This is a genomic window from Fodinicola feengrottensis, from assembly GCF_010993775.1.
Lineage (GTDB): Bacteria > Actinomycetota > Actinomycetes > Mycobacteriales > HKI-0501 > Fodinicola > Fodinicola feengrottensis.
In genome coordinates, this window is the sequence record NZ_WOTO01000052.1 from 45,542 (window position 1) to 64,880 (window position 19,339).

Below are 19,339 nucleotides of genomic sequence, written 5' to 3' on the forward strand. Positions count from 1 at the left end.
GTTGAGTCTTGCCAGCCCCCCCGCCGCGAACAGCGGCGTCTACAGTCCGAGCTAGACCGAAGGTGGCCGCGGTGGACCGTTGTGACGTGGTGATCGTGGGGGCTGGACCGGCCGGGTTGACGCTGGCCAGCGAGCTGGCACTGGCTGGCGTGCGGGCGCTGGTCATCGAGCGGTTGACCGAGGCGGAACAGGCCGAATCCGACCGTACGATGGGAAACCGGTCGGTCACCGTGCCGTCGGTGCGGGCATTTGACCGGCGTGGACTGCTCACGGAACTGCGCGAAGCATCGCAGCGCGGCTTCAACGTGATGGCTGCCGGACAGCCGGACGACGGTCCAAAACTTTACCAGCATTTCGCGTTTCTCTTTCCTCGCCCCGAACTTCTCGATCAAGCCGCGCTGGGGTGGCCCGTCCTTGAGGGATGTTTCGTGCAACGGGCGGACATTCGACGGTTGCTGGCCGGGCGGGCCCGCGAGTTCGGCGCCCAGATTCGTTACGGCGTTGAGGTGACCGGGCTCGCCGCTGACGCCGACGGCGTCACGGTTGAGGCCGGTGCAACGGTGATCCGGGCCGGCTGGCTGGTCGGCTGCGATGGCGCGCACAGCTTGGTGCGTACGATCGCGGGCTTCGATTTTCCAGGCGTGGAACCGGAAATTCTGTTCCGGCAGGCCGCTGTCGACCTGGCCGACCCGGACCTGCTGCCGGTTGGCTGGTTCACTGAGCCGGGAGTTTTCGGGCACGTGCCGCTGCCGTCCGGAGTGCACATGGTGTTCACCGGCGAATTCGGTGCCAAGACGGACGACGTGTCGATGACAGTGGCCGAAATGCAGGAAAGTCTGCGGGCGGCCAGTGGAACGGACGTGACGGTCACCCGAATCCATCAGTTCGGCAAATACACCGACGTGAGCCGGCAGTCGTCGACGTACCGAAAGGGCCGGATTTTCCTCGCCGGCGACGCCGCTCACGTCCATCCGCCGCTGGGCGGCCAGGGGATGAACTTGGGTATCGGCGACGCGACGAACCTCGGCTGGAAGCTGGCCGCGGCCGTACGCGGGGACTCACCGGATGGGCTCCTCAACACGTACACTCCCGAACGGCATCCGATCGGGAAATGGGTGCAGGACTGGACCAGGGCGCAGGTGGCGTTGCTGCGCCCTGATCCGCGCAGCCGCGCTTTACGTGAGGTGATGCGCGAATTGGCGAACACCGCGGACGGATCCACCTATCTGGTCGAAAAAGTCTCCGGTCTCTGGCAACTGCCGATGGCGTCCGGCGGGCATCCGCTGACGGGCCGTACGGTCCCGGAGCTGGCTTTCGCCGACGGCAGCCGGCTGGCCGATCACTGCCACCGCGGACGCGGACTGCTGGTCGACCTGATCGGCCACCCCGCACTGCGAGAGACTTTTCGCGGTTATTCCGACCGGATCGACACGCTGACGGCGAAATCGGAGAATTCCGGAAAACTGGCCGGGCTGTTGGTACGGCCGGATGGGGTGGTGGCCTGGGCCGCGGACCGTACGGTCGGGCCTGCCGACTTGGTCGCGGTCCAGCAGGCGTTGTCGACATGGTGGGGCGATCCGCGGAGCTGAGCGAAAAACCAATGTTGCGTACGAGCGCTCCCGCAGTATGGTGGTTGTGGACTTACCAGCGACGAGACTGATCCCGGGAGGTGGACGCGGTGCCGGTGCGCACACTCAAGCGAGAGCAACGCGTCCTGCCGGGCTGTTGCCCTGGGCGCCTGATCCGGCGTTCGTATCGGCGCACCTCGCTGCCCGCCGGCCAGTGGCGCCGGCGGCCCAGCCGCTAACGAAGTCCCTTCCCTCTGTAGCTCAGCGGAAAGAGCATCGGCCTCCGACGCCGTGTGCGCAGGTTCGAGTCCTGCCAGGGGGACACCCAAAATCAAGGAGTACCAATAATGTCGTACCACGTGCTGGGCGGCACTCGCGCGCCCGTATGGATGTGGGCCGATCCGGCGACCGTCGAATCGCAGGCGTTGAACCAGCTGCGAAACACATCGCCAGCTGCCCTGGACCCACGGCGTCCGGGTGATGCCGGACGTACACCTCGGAAAAGGCGCCACCGTCGGCAGCGTCATCGCGATGGCAGGTGCCGTTTCGCCGGCCGCGGTCGGAGTGGACATTGGCTGTGGCATGACAGCCGTACGCACCACTTTGCGGGCCGAGGATTTGCCTGATGATCTGGGAAAACTTCGGTCCGCGATCGAAAAGCAGATCCCGGTCGGATTCACCTCGCACAAGACACCGGTGAATCCGAACCGGCTGCGGGACGACCGGGGCCAGCTCCGAGTGGAGTCGCGCGGTTGGGCCGACTTCTGGTCCGGATTTGATGATTTGCACCCGGACGTCCAGAAACTGCGGTCGAGGGCGATGTCCCAGCTGGGATCTTTGGGCGGTGGCAACCACTTTCTGGAACTCTGCCTCGAGCAGGACGGTGTGCACGAGGGCCGAGTCTGGCTGATGCTGCATTCGGGTTCCCGCAACATTGGCAAGGAACTGGCCGAGCGGCACATGTCGACGGCCCGCGGCCTGCCGCACAATGCTGACGTGCCGGACCGTGATCTCGCGGTTTTCCTTGCTGGTACGCCAGAAATGGCGGCGTACCGGCGGGATTTGTTCTGGGCGCAGGACTATGCCCGGCGCAACCGGGACGTGATGATGGCACTCTTCCAGAACGCGGTGACCACCGCGCTGCCGCAGACCCGTTTCTACGAGCCGATTTCCTGCCACCACAACTACGTGGCGCAGGAGCGGATCGACGGGGTGGAGCTGCTGGTGACCCGGAAGGGGGCGATCCGGGCCGGTGCCGGCGATCTGGGCATCATCCCCGGGTCGATGGGCACCGGCAGCTACATCGTGCGGGGCCTGGGCAACCTCGACTCGTACGAGTCCGCGTCGCACGGGGCCGGCCGGCGGATGAGTCGTACGGCCGCGAAGAAGGCGTTCACCGCGGCGGACCTGCGCGCCCAGACCGAGGGCGTGGAGTGTCGGAAGGATGCCGGTGTGGTGGACGAGATCCCGGCCGCGTACAAGGACATCGAGGAGGTCATCTCGGCCCAGCGCGACCTGGTCGAGGTGGTCGCCCGCATCAAACAGGTCATCTGCATCAAGGGCTAACCTTTTCCGCAACCGCAGTTTGTCCGCAACGCCCCGTTGCTTGCGCCAGACGCAAGCAGCGGGGCGTTGCGGACGTCACGGCGGGGCGGGAGGTAGCCCGGCAATACTGACGGCAGTGAGGTGGCATTGCCGATAAGGGGGAAATGGGTGACATCCCCGATGCGCGAAACGCCGATCGGCCGGTGATGATGGGCATTGTGCGTACGATTCTGAACGTCATTTGGTTGGTGCTGTGCGGCATCTGGATGGCCATCGGCTACTGCATCGCCGGGGTCATCTGCTGTGTGCTGATCGTCACCATTCCCTTCGGCATCGCTTCTTTCCGGATCGCCGGGTATGCGCTGTGGCCGTTTGGCCACACCATTGTCGACCGGCCCGGTGCGGGCATCGCGTCCGCGATCGGCAACGTGCTGTGGATCATCGTTGCTGGGTGGTGGCTCGCCATCGGGCACGTGCTGACCGGGATCGCTTTGTGCATAACGATCATCGGCATTCCGTTCGGGATCGCCAACTTCAAGATGATCCCGGTCTCGCTGGTGCCGCTGGGCAAGGAAATCGTGGAAATCTAGGCGGCCGGCGTGGTGAAGTCGATCTCGTCCATTTCCGCGTAGCAGTCACCCTTGGTGAACTTGAACGTGTTGGCGCCGGCGGTGACATTCACGTTCACCCCGGTGATGCTCCAGTAATCCCACCCAAAAGACGGGTAGGTGACCGGGAACGGGGTCGCGCCGTTGACGGACAGTTGGTGGCTGCACGGCATGTTCATCCCGTCATCGGCCCGGACGTAGATCCGGCTTGTGCCGGTTTTCGGGGCGTACACGGTGAAAGTTAAGGCGCTGTCTGGAAAGTCGATGTGCCCCACCCGGACGCCTCCAGAGCTGCGATTGCCGGCCACCTGTTGGGTGTCGGTGGAGGTCGCGTTCGCCGCCTGCTCCGACTCGTACCGATAGAACGGGGTGCCGACGATCGCGGAATACCAGCGGGCGGCCATCCGCGAATAGCCGCCGACGGTGGGATGGATGCCGTCCACCAGCTCAGCGGTCGGTACGGCGGAATGCATGTCGACGAAGCTCACGTTCTTGCCGGCCGCCGCTTTGGCGCCGACGATTCCCGGAATGGTCGCGTCGTACGCGAGCACCCGGTTCGCCCCGGCGGCATCGGCCAGCGGGATGATCGAGGCGACATAGACCTTGGCCGCCGGTACGGTCTGGGTGATTTGGTCGAGCAGAGTGGACAATTCAGCCGGCGCGGCCGCACTGGTGGCATCGGTGTACATGTCGTTCGTGCCGATATGCAGCAGAACCATGTCGGGTTTGTACGTTGTCAGCCAACCAACGACCTGCTGACTGAGCTGGGCGATGGTCCAGCCGGGGTGGCCCTCGTGGTTCTGGTCGGGCAGATTCGTCGGCCCACTGGTCTGCGAGCCGACGAAGTCCACGGATCGGCCGTCTGTCTCGAAAAAAATGCCAGAGATCGGTACGGTAGCCGGCGTCCGCCTGACCGTCGGTGATCGAGTCGCCCAACGGCATCACCTTCAGCGGGACAGCAGCCGGCACGATATGCGCGGCCGGCACGGTATGTGCGACCGCTGGCGCCGCGCCGGCCACCAGGGCCGCGACTATCGTTGTCAGGGCAGCAAAACGTACCAACCTCATGAGGTGTCCCCTTGATGGGAGAAGGATGCGGCCGGGCCGCACGCTAACACCGGGACTGCACTCGCGAAAGGCCAAAACCAGAGCAGCTGTCAATCCGCACTTTCCGGCGCGGTGACCGCGGTGGGGTTGAGCACCCTGGACAGGAATGTCTTCGTACGCTCGTGTTGCGGATTTCCCAGCACATCGGCCGGTTGACCCTGCTCGACGACCACTCCGCCGTCCATGAAAATCACCGATCGGCGACATCGCGGGCAAAAGACATCTCATGTGTCACGACCATCATGGTCATCCCGTCGGTGGCGAGTTTTCGCATCACCGCGAGCACATCGCCGACCAGTTCCGGGTCGAGCGCGGAGGTCGGCTCATCGAAAAGCATCAGATCCGGCCCCATCGACAGCGAGCGGGCAATGGCCGCCCGCTGCTGCTGACCGCCGGAAAGCTGCGCTGGGTACGCGTGCACCTTGTCCGCCAACCCGACGATCTCCAGGTTCTGCAGCGCCACTTTCTCGGCTGCGGCCTTGGAGCGGTGGAGCACCCGCCGTTGCGCGATCGTCAGGTTGTTCAGCACTGACAGATGCGGGAACAGGTTGAACTGCTGGAAAACCATCCCAATGGACCGGCGGATCTTGTCGATGTTGGCGTTCGGGTCGGTGACCTCGTTGCCACTAACGAAAATCTTGCCGCTGGTTGGTTCTTCCAGCAGGTTCACGCAGCGCAGCAACGTCGATTTTCGGAGCCCGAAGGTCCAATCACGCACACTACTTCGCCGCGGTTGACGGTGAAGTCGATGCCTTTAAGCACCTCGAGTTTGCCGAAGTACTTGTGCAGCTCGCGAATCTCGATAGCGATCTCGGCGGCGGGCCCGGACTCTTTGCTCATGGTCATCGCGTCCGGCCTCTCATCGGGACTTCTGGTAGCGGCGTTCAAGTCGTTGCACCAGTTGGGAAAGCGGCAGGCAGATGATCAGGTAGCAGAGCCCGGCGATGACCAGCGGGGTCGGGTTGACCCGCGCGTTGACCTGGTCCGAGCCGAACTTGGTCAGCTCGATGCTGGTCGCGGTGACACCCAGCACGTACGCCAGCGAGGAGTCCTTGACCAACAGGATGATCTCGTTGGTCAGCGGTGGGATGACGATCCGGAAGGCCTGCGGCAGGACGATCGACAACATCGCCCGGGTTCCGGACATGCCCAGCGAGCGGGCCGCTTCGACCTGCCCCTTGGGGACCGCTGGGATGCCGGCGCGGATGGTTTCGGACATGTACGCGGCCGCCGGCATGCCGAGGCCGATCGTCACCTGCCCGTACACACCGCCGGCGATCTGGTATTCCGGAAACGCGGTCGGCACCGCGTACGCGACCATGAAAAGCCACAGAAGTGCCGGCAGACCACGGAAAATCTCGACATAGATGGTGCCGAGCCAGCGGTACGGAGGCACCCTCGACAGCCGCATGAGCGCGATCAGCAGTCCGACCGCAAGGCCGAAAATGAACGACAGCAACGTAAAGACCGCGGTGTTGCGCAGCGCGACGGTGATGATGTCGGGGAACAGACTGGCCGCGATATCGAGCCGGAAGAAGCTCGCTCCCAACTGCTTCCAGTCCGCGGAGAGGGCGAAAAGCAGCACGATGACGGCGAAAATGCCGTACTGGATGCCGAGCGAAGTGCGCCGGCGCTGGGTGCGCGTCAGCGTGAGCGAAGCCATCCGGCCTCCTGGTTCGAGAAACGGGACCGTACGAACACCGTCCCGGCCGCTCCCTTGAGCCGGCCGGGACGACAGGGTGTTCTACCGGACTAATCCTGCGGCGGTGTCATGCCCTGGGTGACCAACGGGCTCGGCGCTGGCAGCTGCATCCATTTGGTGTAGAGCTTGGCGTACGAGCCGTCCTTCAGCGAGCTGGTGATGACCTCGTTGACGGTGGCCAGCAGTTTCGGGTTCGCACCCTTGGCGACCGAGTAGCCGTACTGCTCGTTGGTGGCGAACTTGGTGGCGATGGTGAACCGCTTGTCCTCGGCCACCAGCACCGTCCAGATCGGCAGGTCGTCCATCGCGCCCTGGATCTGGTTCGTCGCCAGCGCCTGCTGCAGGGTGGTGGTGTCCTGGTACTCCACCACCGTGAAGCCGTATTTCGCCGCGTTGTTCTGGGCGAACTTCAGCCCGGTGTTGCCGACCTCGCCGCCGATCTTCTTGCCCTTGAAGTCGGCCAGCGTCTTGTACGGCTGACCGGCCTTGACCAACAGTGACTGGGTGTTGTCGAAATACGGCACCGAGAAGTCCATCACCTGCTGGCGCGTCTTGGTGATGGTCATGCCGGCCGCGGCCACGTCACATTTGCCGATCTTGAGGTCCTGGCCGGACTTGATGCCCTCAAACGGCGTGTCGACGATGGTCTGGGTGAGCCCGAGTTTCTTGGCCACCAGATCCATGTAGTCCACGTCGAAGCCGACGATCGCGCCCTTGGTGTCCCGCACCTGGAAGGGTTTGAACGGCAGGTGGGTGCACACGGTGAGTTTGCCCGCGGCGGCCAGCTTCAGGCCGTCCGCGGTCGAGCCGGCATTGGACTTCACGCAGGCACTCGCGCCCGCGGCCAGTGCCACCATCGCAAGCAGTGCGCCGGCGCCTTTGAGCGCCTTTGGCGTCCGCACTGACGCCACCTCCTGTCGGTACAAAGGCGGCCGTCGGCCGCCGTCTCGGCGACCATGGTCGCAGAGAATGGGTTTCCGTGCTGTTAACCTTTCACATTCCTGACGGTCGTACGCTAATTTTGCGCCGACGCCGGAGCCTGGGTACCAATCCATTTCTGGTAGATAGCCGCATAGGCCCCATCGTGTTTGGCACCGGTGATGACTTCGTTGACAACGCTAAGCAGTCGCGGGTTCACGCCCTTGGCCAGTGCGATGCCGTATTGCTCGCCGGTGGTGAACGTCGAAGCCACCCGATAGCCGGGGGTGTGTTTCACAAAGTCGGTCCACACTGAGAGATCGGCGACCGCGCCGTCGATCTGGCCGGTCGCGAGCGCCTGCTGCAGCGTCGCGATGTCCTGGTATTCCACGACCGTGTAGCCGCCGGCCTTCGTGTGCGCCTTCGCGTAGTCGAGACCGGTCGTACCACTTTGCGCACCGACCTTCTTACCGTGCAGGTCACCGATCTTCTGGTACGGCGTACCAGCCTTCACCAGCAGTCCTTGGGCGTCGTCGAAGTACGGGACCGAGAAGTCCAGAGCGGCCCGCTCGGGCGTGGCGTGATGGTGATGCCGGTGGCGGCGAGATCACACTTGCCCGTACGCAGATCCGAGCCGGAGCGGATGCCCTCGAACGGGGTGTCGATGAAGGTCGACCTGAGGTTCAGCTTCTTCGCGATGAGGTCGACCAGGTCCATATCGAAACCGATGAACTTGCCGGTGGAGTCCTTCGACTCGAATGGTGGCGCGGGCAGGTGCGTACAAGCGGTGAGTACGCCCTTGCTGACGAGCTTGACTCCGTTGGGCAGCGTCTCGCCGGGACTGGTCTTCGTGCACGCTGTGACGGTCAGCACAGCGAGCGCCAGGGCGAGCAGGCGTACGACTGGGCGCGGGGTCATCGGCATACCGGCTCCATATCGAGGCGTTTTACATCGTTGAAGTGCCCTCATCGTGGCAGCCGGCCGGCTGCGGCCAGTCCTCGACCCACCGGTTATGCGGCGGCGGCATGACCGATATGCGCGGCTTGGGCGTTGGCAATCACGGATCGTCCATAAGACTGAGCGCTTAGTGGCCGTTCAGGTGAGCGTGTCGCTGCCGGAGGGGGGACGTTCTATGCATTCACGGAGGTATCTTCATCGGTGCCCACAGGGCCCGCACCAGCCCGAGGGCTGGATGATGATCGTGACGGCACCGTCGGTGTCCGCCGAGACCGGGACGCACGTCCATCTCGACGGCCTGTGTGCGGACTGCGGCTCGGCATGGCCGTGCGAGCGCTCGGACGTGTCGGCGTACCAGTTCCCGATGCGCCCGAAGCTGTTGGAAGCGGTCTGACGTGACGACAATGGTGCGCCGCATCGCCATCCCGACGGTGCAGAGCCGCCATGACCGGCACCGGGCCAACCACCCGCGCCGCGAGCCGGAAATCGTCGTCGAGCCGGTCCGCTATCGCGCCGTCGCCATTCGTACGGCCACCGGCCGGATGATCGTCAACCGCCCGACCTAACCAGTGAAAAGGTTGGCAGCCTTCAGCAGCGTTTCGTAGACGCCGTACGCCAGCAGGACGCTGACCAGGATCCACCCGATGGCTACCCGTGCCTTCATGCTGTCGCTCCTTCCGCCGCTTTTGGCTTGCCCTGGTGGAAACGCTCGGCGACCGGTCGGATCAGCAGGTTCGCGACGAAGCCGACCAGCAGGATGCCGATCATGGTGAACAGCGCCGGTTGGTACGCGGCCGCTGTCAGGGTGCCGGGCTTGCCTTGCGCGTCAAGGAAACCGTTGATGATCAGCGGGCCGGCGACACCGGCGGCCGACCACGCGGTGAGCAGTCGGCCGTGGATCGCGCCGACCTGGTACGTGCCGAAGAGATCCCGTATATAGGCTGGCACGGTCGCGAAACCGCCGCCGTAGAACGACAGGATCAGGAACGTGATCAGCACGAAAAGTGCTGTCGACGTGTGCCCGGCGAAGGTCAGCGTGACGTACAAGAGGACACCGACGCCCAGGTAGATCATGTACATCGGCTTGCGGCCGATCAGGTCCGAAGTGCTCGACCAGAGAATGCGGCCGCCCATGTTCGCGATCGACAGCAGGCAAACGAAACCACCGGCCGCGGCGGCCGCGACCGTGGTGACGCCGTTGATGTTGGCACGGAAGAAGTCCTGGATCATCGGCGCGGCCTGCTCGAGAATGCCGATGCCGGCGGTGACATTGCAGAAAAGCACGATCCAGAGCAGGTAGAACTGCGGAGTCTTGATGGCATTGGCGGCCGAAACGTCGTTGGTGGTCACCAACGGCCTGGCGGCTACCGTGGCCGGGTCGAAGCCGGCCGGGCGCCAGCCCTCAGCCGGCACTCGTACGGTGAAGACGCCATACATCATCACGATGAAATAGGCGATTCCCAGCGTGACGAACAAAGCAGCCACCGCGCCGCCGCTGGCCACCGAGGTCGGATCGGTCGGGTGGTATTTCGAGTCGTACAAACCAAGCAGTTGTGTTGAGAGCGGGCTGGCGATCAGCGCGCCACCGCCGAAACCCACCTGATGGCAAGGCCAGTGGCCAGGCCCGGCCGATCCGGGAACCACTTGATCAGCGTGGAAACCGGAGAAATATAGCCAATACCGAGCCCGATGCCGCCAATCACGCCATAGCCCAGGTAAATCAGCCACAGCTGTTTGGTGCTGATGCCGAGCGCGCCGACCAGGAAACCGGCTGCCCAGAAACAGGCGGCGGTGAACATCGCCTTGCGTGGGCCGTTGCGGTCCACCCACGTGCCGGCCACCGCGGCGGACAGGCCGAGCATCACGATCGCGATGGAGAAAATGATGCCGACATCGGTTTTGCTGACCCCGAGATGCTTCACCAACGCGGTCTTGTAAACGCTGGTGGCGTACGCCTGGCCAATGCATAAGTGGACGGCCAGCGCGGCGGGCGGGATCAGCCAGCGGCTGAAAGACGGTCCGGCGATAGTGCGCTCACGGGCCAGGAAATTGCTCACTACGGGCCTCCGTACGGCCGATGCCGATGGGGAAATGCCGTTCGTATAGGGTATGCAATATTCTTCTTATCACACCTTCGGGCGTGGAAATAGCCTCAGTCCGAGCCGAATGCTTTCAGAATGCGCTCGGCGGCCAGCGTCGGCGTGAGATCGCCGGCCCGTACCTGTTTCTCCAGGTCTGGAGCGATAAGTCGTACGTCTGGATGGTGCCGCAGCCGATTCTCGATCTGGTCGCGAACGATGGCCCAGGTCCAGTCAACCTGCTGGCGCCGGCGTTTTTCCTGCAGTTCGCCGGATTCGGCGAGGATTTTGTGGTGATTTTTCACCTCGGCCCACACTTCGTCCAGCCCGCCGCCGGTGAGGCCGCTGCAGGTGAGCACCGGCGGCCTCCAGTTGGCGTCCGGTGGTTGCAGCAGGCGCAGCACGCTGGCCAGCTCGCGGGCCGCCTTGCCGGCGTCCTTCTCATGTGGACCGTCGGCCTTGTTCACCGCGATCAGGTCGGCGATTTCCAGCACTCCGCGCTTGATGCCCTGCAGCTGGTCACCGGTACGGGCGAGCGTTAGATAGAGGAAACAGTCGACCATCCCGGCCACCGTGATCTCGGACTGCCCGACGCCGACCGTCTCCACCAACACCACGTCATAGCCGGCCGCTTCGACCAGCACGATGGATTCCCGGGTCGCGGTGGCGACGCCGCCAAGCGTGCCGGAGGTCGGCGACGGGCGTACGAACGCGTGCGGATCGACGGCCAGCCGGGTCATTCTTGTTTTGTCACCCAGAATGCTGCCGCCGGACCGGCTGGAGGACGGGTCCACCGCCAGCACCGCCACCTTGCGGCCGGCCGCGGTCAGCCGGGTGCCGAGGGTGTCGATGAAGGTGGATTTTCCCACTCCTGGCACGCCACTGATGCCGACCCGGTGCGCGCCGCCGGCCGCCGGCAGCAGCTCGACGAGCAGCTCCTGGGCCTGCTGGCGGTGATCCGGATGCCGCGACTCGACCAGCGTTTATCGCGCGGGCCAGGTGGGTACGCGAGCCGGCCCGCACCTTTTCGGCGTACTCGGCCACATCGACGGATCGGACCATGGATCAGCCCGGATGTCCCAGCCGTTCCGACAGGTCGTCCAGCAGCCTGCCGGCGGCGTCCGCGATCACCGTGCCGGGCGGGAAAATCGCCGCCGCGCCGGCTTCGGTGAGGGCGGCGAAATCCTGCGGCGGAATGACTCCGCCGACCACGATGAGCACGTCAGACCGGTCCAGTGCGTCGAGTTCCTCGCGCAGCGCCGGCACCAGGGTGAGGTGGCCGGCGGCCAGCGAGCTGACGCCGACGATGTGCACGTCCGCCTCGACCGCCTGCATCGCGACTTCGCCCGGAGTCTGGAAAAGCGGGCCCACGTCGACGTCGAAGCCGAGGTCGGCGAACGCGGTGGCGATGACTTTCTGGCCCCGGTCATGGCCGTCCTGGCCCATCTTCGCGACCAGGATGCGCGGCCGGCGGCCCTCCTCGGCCTCGAAGGCCTCGACCTTACGCCGGACGGCCTCCACATTGGCCACCTTGCCGACCTCCTGGCTGTACACCCCGGAAATGGTACGGATCTGGCCCGAATGCCGCCCGTACACCTTCTCCATCGCGTCCGAGATCTCCCCGACGGTGGCCTTCGCGCGGGCCGCGTTGATCGCCAGCGTCAGCAGGTTTTGGTCCAGCCCGGACCCATGGGCGCCATCGCCGGCGGCCTTGGTCAGCGCGGCGAGCGCGGCCCGTACGTCGTCATCGTCCCGCTCTTCCCGCAGCCGGCGGAGTTTTTCCAGCTGTTGCTGGCGTACGGACGAGTTGTCGATCTTGAGTACGTCGATGTCCTCGGCTTCTTCGAGCTGGTAGCGGTTCACCCCGATCACCGGCTGCCGGCCGGAGTCGATCCGCGCCTGGGTGCGGGCCGCGGCCTCTTCGATGCGTAGTTTCGGGATGCCCTGGTCGATCGCGGACGCCATCCCGCCGGCCAGCTCGACCTCGGTGATGTGGTCCCAGGCCCGCCGGGCCAGGTCGTAGGTGAGCCGTTCAACGTACGCGCTGCCGCCCCACGGGTCGATAACCCTGGTCGTACCGGACTCCTGCTGCAGCAGGAGCTGCGTGTTTCGGGCGATCCGCGCGGAAAAATCAGTCGGCAGCGCGAGAGCTTCGTCCAGCGCGTTGGTGTGCAGCGACTGGGTGTGGCCCTGCGTCGCGGCCATCGCTTCCACGCAGGTGCGTACGACGTTGTTGTAAACGTCCTGCGCGGTCAGGGACCAGCCCGAAGTCTGGCAGTGCGTACGCAGGCTCAGCGATTTTTCGTTGGCTGGCTCGAATTTCTTCACCAGCTTCGCCCACAGCAGCCGGGCCGCGCGCATTTTGGCGACCTCCATGAAGAAGTTCATCCCGATCGCCCAGAAGAACGACAACCGCGGCGCGAACGCGTCGATGGTCAGGCCACCGGCGAGGCCGGCCCTGATGTATTCGACCCCGTCCGCCAGCGTGTAGGCGAGTTCCAGATCGGCCGTCGCGCCGGCTTCCTGCATGTGGTAGCCGGAAATCGAGATCGAGTTGAACTTCGGCATTCGCTGGGAACTGAAGGAAAAAATGTCGGAGATGATCCGCATCGAGTGCTGCGGGGGATAGATGTACGTGTTGCGGACCATGAACTCTTTGAGGATGTCGTTCTGAATGGTCCCGGACAGCTTCTCCGGCGGCACGCCCTGCTCTTCCGCGGCCACGATGTAGAGCGCCAGCACCGGAAGCACGGCACCGTTCATCGTCATCGACACGCTCATCCTGTCCAGCGGGATGCCGTCGAAAAGCTGTCGCATGTCGTAAATCGAGTCGATCGCGACGCCGGCCATGCCGACATCGCCGCCACCCGCGGGTGATCGGAGTCGTAGCCGCGGTGGGTTGGTAGGTCGAACGCGATCGACAAACCCTTCTGACCGGCAGAGAGATTGCGGCGATAGAAGGCGTTCGACTCCTGGGCGGTAGAAAATCCGGCGTACTGCCGGATGGTCCACGGCTGGTTGACACATACATCGTCGGGGGGGGGCCGCGCAAATACGGCACGATGCCCGGATACGTGTCAAGGAAGTCCACATCGGACAGATCGGCGGCGGTGTAGACGGGGCGTACGCCGATGCCTTCCGGGGTCTCCCAGACGAGCGCGTCGGCGCCCTTGCCGGTCTCCTTCTGTACGGCAGACTGCCAACTTTCGGTGGTGGCGTCCGTGGTCGCGTCGCCCAGTTCGACCGTACTGAAATCCGGGATCGCGCTCACGCCGGCACCTCCAGCAACTCCAACAGGGCGGTGAGGATCTCGACCGCGTTGCTTCCGGCACGTACGAAACCGTCCACGCCGTAGTCGTCTTTCGGTTTTCCAGCAAGCAAAACCGTGACCGATCCGGCCTCTTTAAGAGCTTTTGCGGTGTCAGCAGCGTGCTCGGCATAGACCTCGTCGGACGAGCAGATGCACGCGATCTTCGCGCCGCTGGTTGTGAAGGCCTGGGCAGCCGCGGAAGCTGAGTCAACTGACCAGGAGTGACTGGCTCAATGCCGCCGGCCTGGAACAGGTTGCTGGCGAAGGTGGCTCGCGCGGTATGTACGGCGACTCTGTCCAGCGTGGCGAGGAAAATCTTCGGCCGGTCGCCGGTGCTGTCCAAATAGGCGTCGCTGCGATCGCGCAGCCGCTCGTAATCCTCGGCATATCGATATCGCGGCAATCCGCCCGAATCGATCGCCGGCGCGGCCGTACGCGCCACTGGTTTCTCGGCCAGGAAGGGAAATTCGCTGACCCCGGTGATCGGGTCGCGGCGGTGCGCGATGGCGTCCCGCCGACGTTGCCGAGTGGCCGCGATCCGCTCCTGGACGATCCCGCTGTCCAGCCCGCCAGCTTTTTTTCGATGTCCTGGAACCATTTCCAGGCCGCGTGCGCCAGCTCGTCGGTCAGGTTCTCCACGTACCAGGCCGCCGCCGGCCGGGTCGATCACCCGGGCCACATGCGACTCGTCCATCAGCAATGCCTGGGTGTTTCTGGCGATCCTGCGGGCAAAGGAATCCGGCAGGCCCAGCGCGGAATCGAAGGGCAGCACGGTGATCGCCTCGGCACCGCCAACACCCGCACCAAAACAAGCCAACGTCGTACGCAGCATGTTGACCCACGGGTCGCGGCGGGTCATCATCGCCGCCGACGTCACCGCGTGCTGCCGCTGCGCTCGTACGCCCGCACTGGCGCCACTGACCTCGGTCACCCGCGACCATAGCCGCCGGGCGGCCCGCAGTTTGGCGATGGTCAGGAACTGGTCAGCGGTCGCCGCGTACCGGAATTCCAGCTGCTGGCACGCCTGGTCGACGGTCAGGCCCGCATCGGTCAGCGCCCGCAAATAGGCCACTCCGGTGGCCAGCGTGCAGCCGAGTTCCTCGGCCTCCGAGCCGCCCGCTTCGTGGTACGGCGTGCCGTCAGCGACGATGGCTCTGAGCTGTGGAAACTCTGCCGAACTGCGGTTCGCGAGCGCGATCGCGGGGTCTAGTGACTGACGGCGGGCGGCCGGTCCGAGCGCGCAGGCCCAGCGGGTCGGCGCCGAGGGAACCGCGAACCTCGCTCGCCGGCACCTGCCGCCGCTCGTACAGGTCGAACATCGCCTGCGCGGCGGCCGTGGTCTGCTCGCCGGCGTCCAGCACGATCGGCGCCAGGTCGAGCAGCACGTCGGCGAGCGCCTGCGGCAGGTCGGCGGGCTGAATGCCGCCTTCGCCGACGGCCAGCCAGACCGACGTGACGCCGTGTTCGAGGTCAGCCAGCACCGCTTTCGCGGTGACCGCCGGATCCGGGTCGGCGTGCCGTTGCCGCACGTCCCAACCCGTCGGGATGGCGCCAGTCGGGCGGCTGTCTCGTACGTACGGTGGCAGGCCCGGCAAGCCGATTTCGTTGGTGGCGTCGGCGCGCGTGTAGAGCGGCCGCAGCGTGATGCCGTCGTACGTGCTGCTTTCCAGCGCCGACTCGACCGGCGCACCCTCGGCCACCCGCAGCCCGGACTTTTGCCGACCACCTTCGCGACCAGCTCGCGCCACTGCTCCCCGCTGGCCGCCGGGAACTCGGCCGCCAGCGCGAGCCGCTCTTCGGACGCCGTCATAACCGGATCGTAGGGAGCCGAGCCGGTTCTCCGCGCTCCAGAACGGTATGAGATTTGTCCCTGGCAGGCATCGGAATCGGTGCAGACAGCGGCGCAAATCAATTCGACAGTCGGTCGGCGTCCCGGCAGGATGCGCGCGATGACCAGAACAGATCTGCCTGAGGGCCCGCTCGACGAGCGAAACGTGCTGACCACGCTGCTTGACTACACGCGTGCGACCGTACGAGCGAAATGTGAGGGGCGTCTCCGAGGAGCATGCCCGGAGCATCCAGCTCCCCGGCTCGCCGCTGATGACGTTGTCCGGACTCGTCAACCATGTCCGCTGGGTCGAGTACCACTGGATCGAGGTGATCCTGCTCGGCGGGTCGGACGCGGCGCCGTGGACGGACGAGGACCCGGACCGGGAGTTCCGGATCGCCGTCGACTTCCCGATCGGACAGCTGCTCGACGAGTACGACGAGCAGAGCCGGCGCTATAACGAGCTGTTCGCCGGGATGGACCTCGAAACCGAGTCCAAGGGCACGATCCGCAGCGGCCGCCGGATCAACCTACGGTGGATCCTGTTCCACCTGGTCGAGGAGATCGCCAGGCACAACGGCCACCTCGACATCATCCGCGAAATCGCCGACGGCACGGTCGGCGACTAGATCGCTTCGATCTTGAGCGGCCACCGGACGTACGACAGTGGTGGTCGCCGAAACTGTCGGTCCGCGCTGCGACCGTCAAAGCATGGACAGCCCAGTTGTTTTCGCGCTCGTCAGGTCAGCGGACCCGTCCGGTGTCTCCGGGGTCGGGGTGGTCGCGTGGGGAGTGCTCTTCGGGGACGGCCGGGCCGTCACCCAGTGGACCGGCGAGACCACCGGCGTGCGGCAGATCATGGTGTGGGACTCGATCCGGGACATCGAGAGACCATCCACGGCCACAGCGGTGCTACCCGGGTGGTGTTTGGGCCGGTCAGAGATGGTTGACGGTGAGGACGACCGGGCCGGGACCGAGCGCGGTCAGGCCGCCGCTGGTCAGGCACTGAGTGACGTTCGGTGTCACGAAGATGGCCTGTTCGACCGCGGTCGCGCCGCGGAAGCGGCCGGCCGTGATGGTGCCGGCGAAGGTCACCGTGGTCTGGCCCGCCGCGTTGGTGATCGCCCGGTGATAGGCGAAGGCGCTGGTCGAGCCGTCGCTCCAGTGAATGACCCTGGTCGCGTCCAGGCCGGCGGCCAGGGTGTCGCACGACAGCGTCGCCTGGAAGGTCTGGCCGTAGGAGCCGGAGGTGATGTCGGTTGTCGGTGAGGTGCACGGGCTGAGGAGGCCGCTGACCGCGGTGTGGACATTCTTCGCCCGGAGGGTGAGCCCGGGCTGGTAGGTGGCGGTTTCGGTGCCCGTACAGCTGACGTCCACCGACGCGGCATGCGCGCGGGGTGGCGACGGTCAGGGCCATCGCGAGCAGGGCGAGTGTCGTGACGAGTCGGGTCATCGCAGCCACCTCTTCCGGGGGATTTGCGGCATATCGTCCCATAAGTTGCGGGCTTGTGGGCTAGTTCTACGCGGCGTAGAATTCTACGGAATGTAGAAGATCGGGAGGCTGCCATGAAGGCGAACGTGCCCGGACAGCGAGTGCTGGTGACGATCCTGGTCGCGAGCATCGTGTCGACTGCCCTGCATTACACCAACAACTACCTGCAGATCGATCGCTATCCGTCGCTGCCACCGATCACCAACGGGCAGACCCAGGTGGCGATTCTGGTGTCGTGGCCGCTGCTCACCGCCATCGGCGTCTTCGGATATTGGCTCTATGTAAGGGAACGCGCCTGGCCGGCCCGGGCCTGCCTGATCATCTACTCGTTCATCGGTCTGGTCAGCCTCGGCCATTTCCTGCAGGGCGTCCCGGCCGTCGACTGGTGGTGGCTCGGCACCATCGGGACCGATGCCATCACCGCCCTCGCGCTGTGGGCTTTCACGTATTGGTCGATCTCCCGGGAGTCCGCGGACTATCGTCATGCATATGCAGGTCGGTCTGGTCACTCTCGTAGTTGATGAGTACGACGCCGCCATCGCGTTTTTCGTTGACGTGCTGGGGTTTGATCTCGTCGAGGACTCGCCTTCCACGGCCACCAACGGGCGGCCCAAACGGTGGGTCGTGGTACGCCCGCCCGGTGCTGAGACGGGTTTGCTCCTTGCTCGTGCGGACGGCCCGGAGCAGGCCACCGTGGTCGGAAAACAGACCGCCGGCCGGGTTGGTTTCTTTCTGCAGGTGGACGATTTTGAGTCCACGTACGAACGACTGGTGTCCGCTGGGGTGGAATTCGTCGGGCCCGCACGTACCGAACCCTACGGCCGAGTGGCAGTTTTCGTTGACATCGCTGGGAATAGCTGGGACCTGCTAGGTCCTGCTTAGACATTCTGTTTCGGGTGGTAAAAGTACGCCATCAGGATGTCGTCGACGAGGTCGCCGTCGAGCAGGAATTCGCCCCGCAGCACCCCTTCGACGGTGAATCCGCAGCTTTCGTACAGCCGGCGGGCGCCGGTGTTGGGGCCTAGGACACGCAGGGACAGCTTGCGGGCTTGCCGTCGACCGGCTTCCTCAATGGCGGCCATCACCAGCGAACGGCCGGCGCGCCCGCGCGCTGCAGGGTCGGGTCGACGGCGATGCCGGTGAGTTCCAGAACGTGCTGGTGGGACGGCAGCGGGATCGACTGGCCCAGCTTGGCGTACCCGGCGACTGCCGCCGTCGCTGTTTCCGCGACGAGCACGTTCTCGGGCCGCGTTTGTTCGTCGAAGAACGGCGTACCGGCGGGTGGCGCTGGAGCCGGGGAGACCGCGGGCGTCCAGGTCGCCAGGTCGATCCTCGCCAGCTCTGTCTCGTCCGCGATCGACGCGGGGCGCACCTTGATCATCGGAACACCATCAACGTGGCAGCATCGGTTTGGCCAACCGAATTTCCGGTACGACCCGGATGTCAGGATGGGGAGGTGGCACTCACTCTGCGCGGTCGGGCATTACGGGCCGGCGATCGGGTGCGGCTGGTGTCGCCGGCCAGCTACCCGAGCCGCGAGTGGGTGGACGAGCTGGTCCGGCTCCTGACCGGGTGGGGGCTGGTGGTCGAGATCGGCGAGCACGCGCTGGACCGCTGGGGGTTCATGGCCGGCCGCGACGAGGACCGGATCGCCGACCTGGACGCGGCTTTCGGTGATCCGGGCGTACGCGCCGTGGTCGCGACGCGGGGCGGCGCTGGCGCGTACCGGATCGTGGACGGCCTCGATTTCGCCGCGATCCGCGCCGATCCGAAGCCGCTGGTCGGCATGAGCGACATCACCAACCTGCATATCGCGCTGTGGCGGCACTGCCGTCTCGCCACCATCCACGCCTGGCCGGCCGGCGACCGCGCGATCGCTTCGCTGCACCAGCTGCTGACCACCACGAAGCCGCTCACGGTGGTACGCGATCTGTCGTCACCGACCGCTGCCCTGGACGTGCCCGGCACCGCGAGTGGCCCGCTGGTCGGTGGCAATTTCACCGCGATCCAAGGTTTTGTCGGCGCTGGAGTGCCCAGCCTCGAAGGCGCGATCCTGTGTGTGGAAAGCCCCGTCACCCCGGCCGATCCGGTGCTGCTGGACGCCAGCCTCCGCCCGCTGGTCGAGTCAGGTTCGCTCGATGGCGTACGAGCGGTGGCGATCGGCGACCTCGGCTCGATCGACCGGACGGTTTGAAGGTTGTGGTCGCGTACGGCTGGGTGAACTCG

General features: G+C 65.4%; 23 protein-coding genes, 1 tRNA gene and 4 pseudogenes. 11 read left to right on the plus strand and 17 right to left on the minus strand.

Annotated features, from left to right (window positions below; translation table 11 throughout):
• The first annotated feature begins 71 nt into the window (after positions 1-71).
• The 4 genes and pseudogenes from GNX96_RS36385 (at position 72) to GNX96_RS36400 (ending at position 3,703) form a co-directional block, all read left to right on the plus strand.
• Positions 72-1,589 carry an FAD-dependent oxidoreductase gene (locus GNX96_RS36385; RefSeq protein ID WP_163572360.1) on the plus strand — a complete coding sequence of 506 codons (1,518 nt, stop codon included), beginning with the start codon at positions 72-74 and terminating at the stop codon, positions 1,587-1,589.
• Between the two features lie 229 nt (positions 1,590-1,818).
• Positions 1,819-1,890, plus strand: a tRNA-Arg gene (locus GNX96_RS36390).
• Positions 1,891-1,915: 25 nt separating this feature from the next.
• Positions 1,916-3,134, plus strand: a pseudogene (locus GNX96_RS36395) (RtcB family protein).
• A 197-nt stretch (positions 3,135-3,331) separates the two neighbouring features.
• Positions 3,332-3,703, plus strand: coding sequence for a YccF domain-containing protein (locus GNX96_RS36400; RefSeq protein ID WP_163572373.1), 372 nt, complete (start codon positions 3,332-3,334; stop codon positions 3,701-3,703).
• On the opposite strand, the gene GNX96_RS36405 is transcribed toward GNX96_RS36400, so the two are convergent.
• From GNX96_RS36405 to GNX96_RS36430, 6 genes and pseudogenes are all read right to left on the minus strand, one after another.
• Positions 3,700-4,572, minus strand: a complete 873-nt coding sequence (locus tag GNX96_RS36405) for a GDSL-type esterase/lipase family protein (RefSeq protein ID WP_163572361.1) — start codon at positions 4,570-4,572, stop codon at positions 3,700-3,702. The genes GNX96_RS36400 and GNX96_RS36405 overlap by 4 nt on opposite strands.
• 306 nt (positions 4,573-4,878) lie before the next feature.
• Positions 4,879-5,668, minus strand: a pseudogene (locus GNX96_RS36410) (amino acid ABC transporter ATP-binding protein).
• Positions 5,669-5,687: 19 nt separating this feature from the next.
• Positions 5,688-6,491 (minus strand): amino acid ABC transporter permease, encoded by an 804-nt coding sequence (locus tag GNX96_RS36415; RefSeq protein WP_163572362.1) that lies wholly within the window; start codon positions 6,489-6,491, stop codon positions 5,688-5,690.
• Between the two features lie 89 nt (positions 6,492-6,580).
• The gene (locus GNX96_RS36420; RefSeq protein ID WP_279582396.1) at positions 6,581-7,432 is read right to left on the minus strand and encodes an ABC transporter substrate-binding protein; all 852 of its coding nucleotides are present in this window, start codon (positions 7,430-7,432) and stop codon (positions 6,581-6,583) included.
• Between the two features lie 113 nt (positions 7,433-7,545).
• Positions 7,546-7,962: a transporter substrate-binding domain-containing protein gene (locus GNX96_RS36425; RefSeq protein WP_390624233.1), complete on the minus strand. Its 417-nt coding sequence runs from the start codon at positions 7,960-7,962 to the stop codon at positions 7,546-7,548.
• Complete coding sequence (locus tag GNX96_RS36430) at positions 7,959-8,372, minus strand: transporter substrate-binding domain-containing protein (protein WP_163572363.1); 414 nt, start codon at positions 8,370-8,372, stop codon at positions 7,959-7,961. The genes GNX96_RS36425 and GNX96_RS36430 overlap by 4 nt, the downstream gene beginning before the upstream one ends.
• 208 nt (positions 8,373-8,580) lie before the next feature.
• On the opposite strand from GNX96_RS36430, the gene GNX96_RS36435 reads away from it, so the two are divergent.
• Both GNX96_RS36435 and GNX96_RS36440 read left to right on the plus strand, forming a co-directional pair.
• Positions 8,581-8,799 (plus strand): hypothetical protein, encoded by a 219-nt coding sequence (locus GNX96_RS36435; protein WP_163572364.1) that lies wholly within the window; start codon positions 8,581-8,583, stop codon positions 8,797-8,799.
• Between the two features lie 10 nt (positions 8,800-8,809).
• The gene (locus GNX96_RS36440) at positions 8,810-8,971 is read left to right on the plus strand and encodes a hypothetical protein (protein WP_163572365.1); all 162 of its coding nucleotides are present in this window, start codon (positions 8,810-8,812) and stop codon (positions 8,969-8,971) included.
• Here the strand turns inward: GNX96_RS36440 and GNX96_RS67440 are convergent.
• From GNX96_RS67440 to GNX96_RS65770, 6 genes and pseudogenes are all read right to left on the minus strand, one after another.
• On the minus strand, positions 8,968-9,069 hold the full coding sequence (locus GNX96_RS67440) for an MFS transporter small subunit (protein ID WP_425551942.1): 102 nt from the start codon (positions 9,067-9,069) through the stop codon (positions 8,968-8,970). The two genes, GNX96_RS36440 and GNX96_RS67440, sit on opposite strands and share 4 nt — an antisense overlap.
• A complete protein-coding gene (locus GNX96_RS36445; RefSeq protein ID WP_313885865.1) occupies positions 9,066-10,004 on the minus strand; it encodes an MFS transporter in 939 nt (312 codons plus the stop codon). The genes GNX96_RS67440 and GNX96_RS36445 overlap by 4 nt, the downstream gene beginning before the upstream one ends.
• Complete coding sequence (locus GNX96_RS61675; RefSeq protein ID WP_313885866.1) at positions 9,980-10,462, minus strand: MFS transporter; 483 nt, start codon at positions 10,460-10,462, stop codon at positions 9,980-9,982. Before GNX96_RS61675 ends, GNX96_RS36445 begins: the two co-directional genes overlap by 25 nt.
• Before the next feature lie 95 nt (positions 10,463-10,557).
• Positions 10,558-11,545: pseudogene (gene meaB, locus GNX96_RS36450) on the minus strand (methylmalonyl Co-A mutase-associated GTPase MeaB).
• A 3-nt stretch (positions 11,546-11,548) separates the two neighbouring features.
• Positions 11,549-13,754 (minus strand): annotated as a pseudogene (gene scpA / locus GNX96_RS36455) (methylmalonyl-CoA mutase).
• Positions 13,755-14,000: 246 nt separating this feature from the next.
• The gene (locus GNX96_RS65770) at positions 14,001-14,432 is read right to left on the minus strand and encodes a hypothetical protein (RefSeq protein ID WP_390624234.1); all 432 of its coding nucleotides are present in this window, start codon (positions 14,430-14,432) and stop codon (positions 14,001-14,003) included.
• Between the two features lie 68 nt (positions 14,433-14,500).
• Here GNX96_RS65770 and GNX96_RS65775 point away from each other — a divergent pair, with 68 nt between their 5' ends.
• On the plus strand, positions 14,501-14,860 hold the full coding sequence (locus tag GNX96_RS65775) for a hypothetical protein (protein ID WP_390624235.1): 360 nt from the start codon (positions 14,501-14,503) through the stop codon (positions 14,858-14,860).
• Positions 14,861-14,932: 72 nt separating this feature from the next.
• Here the strand turns inward: GNX96_RS65775 and GNX96_RS57900 are convergent, their stop codons facing one another.
• Complete coding sequence (locus GNX96_RS57900) at positions 14,933-15,541, minus strand: methylmalonyl-CoA mutase family protein (protein WP_279582404.1); 609 nt, start codon at positions 15,539-15,541, stop codon at positions 14,933-14,935.
• 295 nt (positions 15,542-15,836) lie between these two features.
• Here GNX96_RS57900 and GNX96_RS36465 point away from each other — a divergent pair, with 295 nt between their 5' ends.
• Positions 15,837-16,250, plus strand: coding sequence for a DinB family protein (locus GNX96_RS36465; RefSeq protein ID WP_279582397.1), 414 nt, complete (start codon positions 15,837-15,839; stop codon positions 16,248-16,250).
• Positions 16,251-16,325: 75 nt separating this feature from the next.
• On the opposite strand, the gene GNX96_RS36470 is transcribed toward GNX96_RS36465, so the two are convergent.
• Both GNX96_RS36470 and GNX96_RS36475 read right to left on the minus strand, forming a co-directional pair.
• Positions 16,326-16,505, minus strand: a complete 180-nt coding sequence (locus tag GNX96_RS36470; RefSeq protein WP_163572366.1) for a hypothetical protein — start codon at positions 16,503-16,505, stop codon at positions 16,326-16,328.
• A gap of 52 nt (positions 16,506-16,557) precedes the next feature.
• Entirely contained in the window at positions 16,558-16,998 is a 441-nt protein-coding gene (locus GNX96_RS36475; protein ID WP_163572367.1) for a hypothetical protein, read from the minus strand.
• 189 nt (positions 16,999-17,187) lie between these two features.
• On the opposite strand from GNX96_RS36475, the gene GNX96_RS36480 reads away from it, so the two are divergent.
• Positions 17,188-17,634 (plus strand): hypothetical protein, encoded by a 447-nt coding sequence (locus tag GNX96_RS36480; RefSeq protein WP_163572368.1) that lies wholly within the window; start codon positions 17,188-17,190, stop codon positions 17,632-17,634.
• On the plus strand, positions 17,603-17,995 hold the full coding sequence (locus GNX96_RS36485) for a VOC family protein (protein WP_163572369.1): 393 nt from the start codon (positions 17,603-17,605) through the stop codon (positions 17,993-17,995). The genes GNX96_RS36480 and GNX96_RS36485 overlap by 32 nt, the downstream gene beginning before the upstream one ends.
• On the opposite strand, the gene GNX96_RS57905 is transcribed toward GNX96_RS36485, so the two are convergent.
• Entirely contained in the window at positions 17,992-18,195 is a 204-nt protein-coding gene (locus GNX96_RS57905) for a GNAT family N-acetyltransferase (RefSeq protein ID WP_279582398.1), read from the minus strand. The two genes, GNX96_RS36485 and GNX96_RS57905, sit on opposite strands and share 4 nt — an antisense overlap.
• Positions 18,195-18,494: a hypothetical protein gene (locus tag GNX96_RS57910; protein WP_279582399.1), complete on the minus strand. Its 300-nt coding sequence runs from the start codon at positions 18,492-18,494 to the stop codon at positions 18,195-18,197. Before GNX96_RS57910 ends, GNX96_RS57905 begins: the two co-directional genes overlap by 1 nt.
• 75 nt (positions 18,495-18,569) lie before the next feature.
• On the opposite strand from GNX96_RS57910, the gene GNX96_RS36495 reads away from it, so the two are divergent.
• Entirely contained in the window at positions 18,570-19,307 is a 738-nt protein-coding gene (locus GNX96_RS36495; RefSeq protein ID WP_163572370.1) for a S66 peptidase family protein, read from the plus strand.
• Positions 19,308-19,339 lie beyond the last annotated feature (32 nt).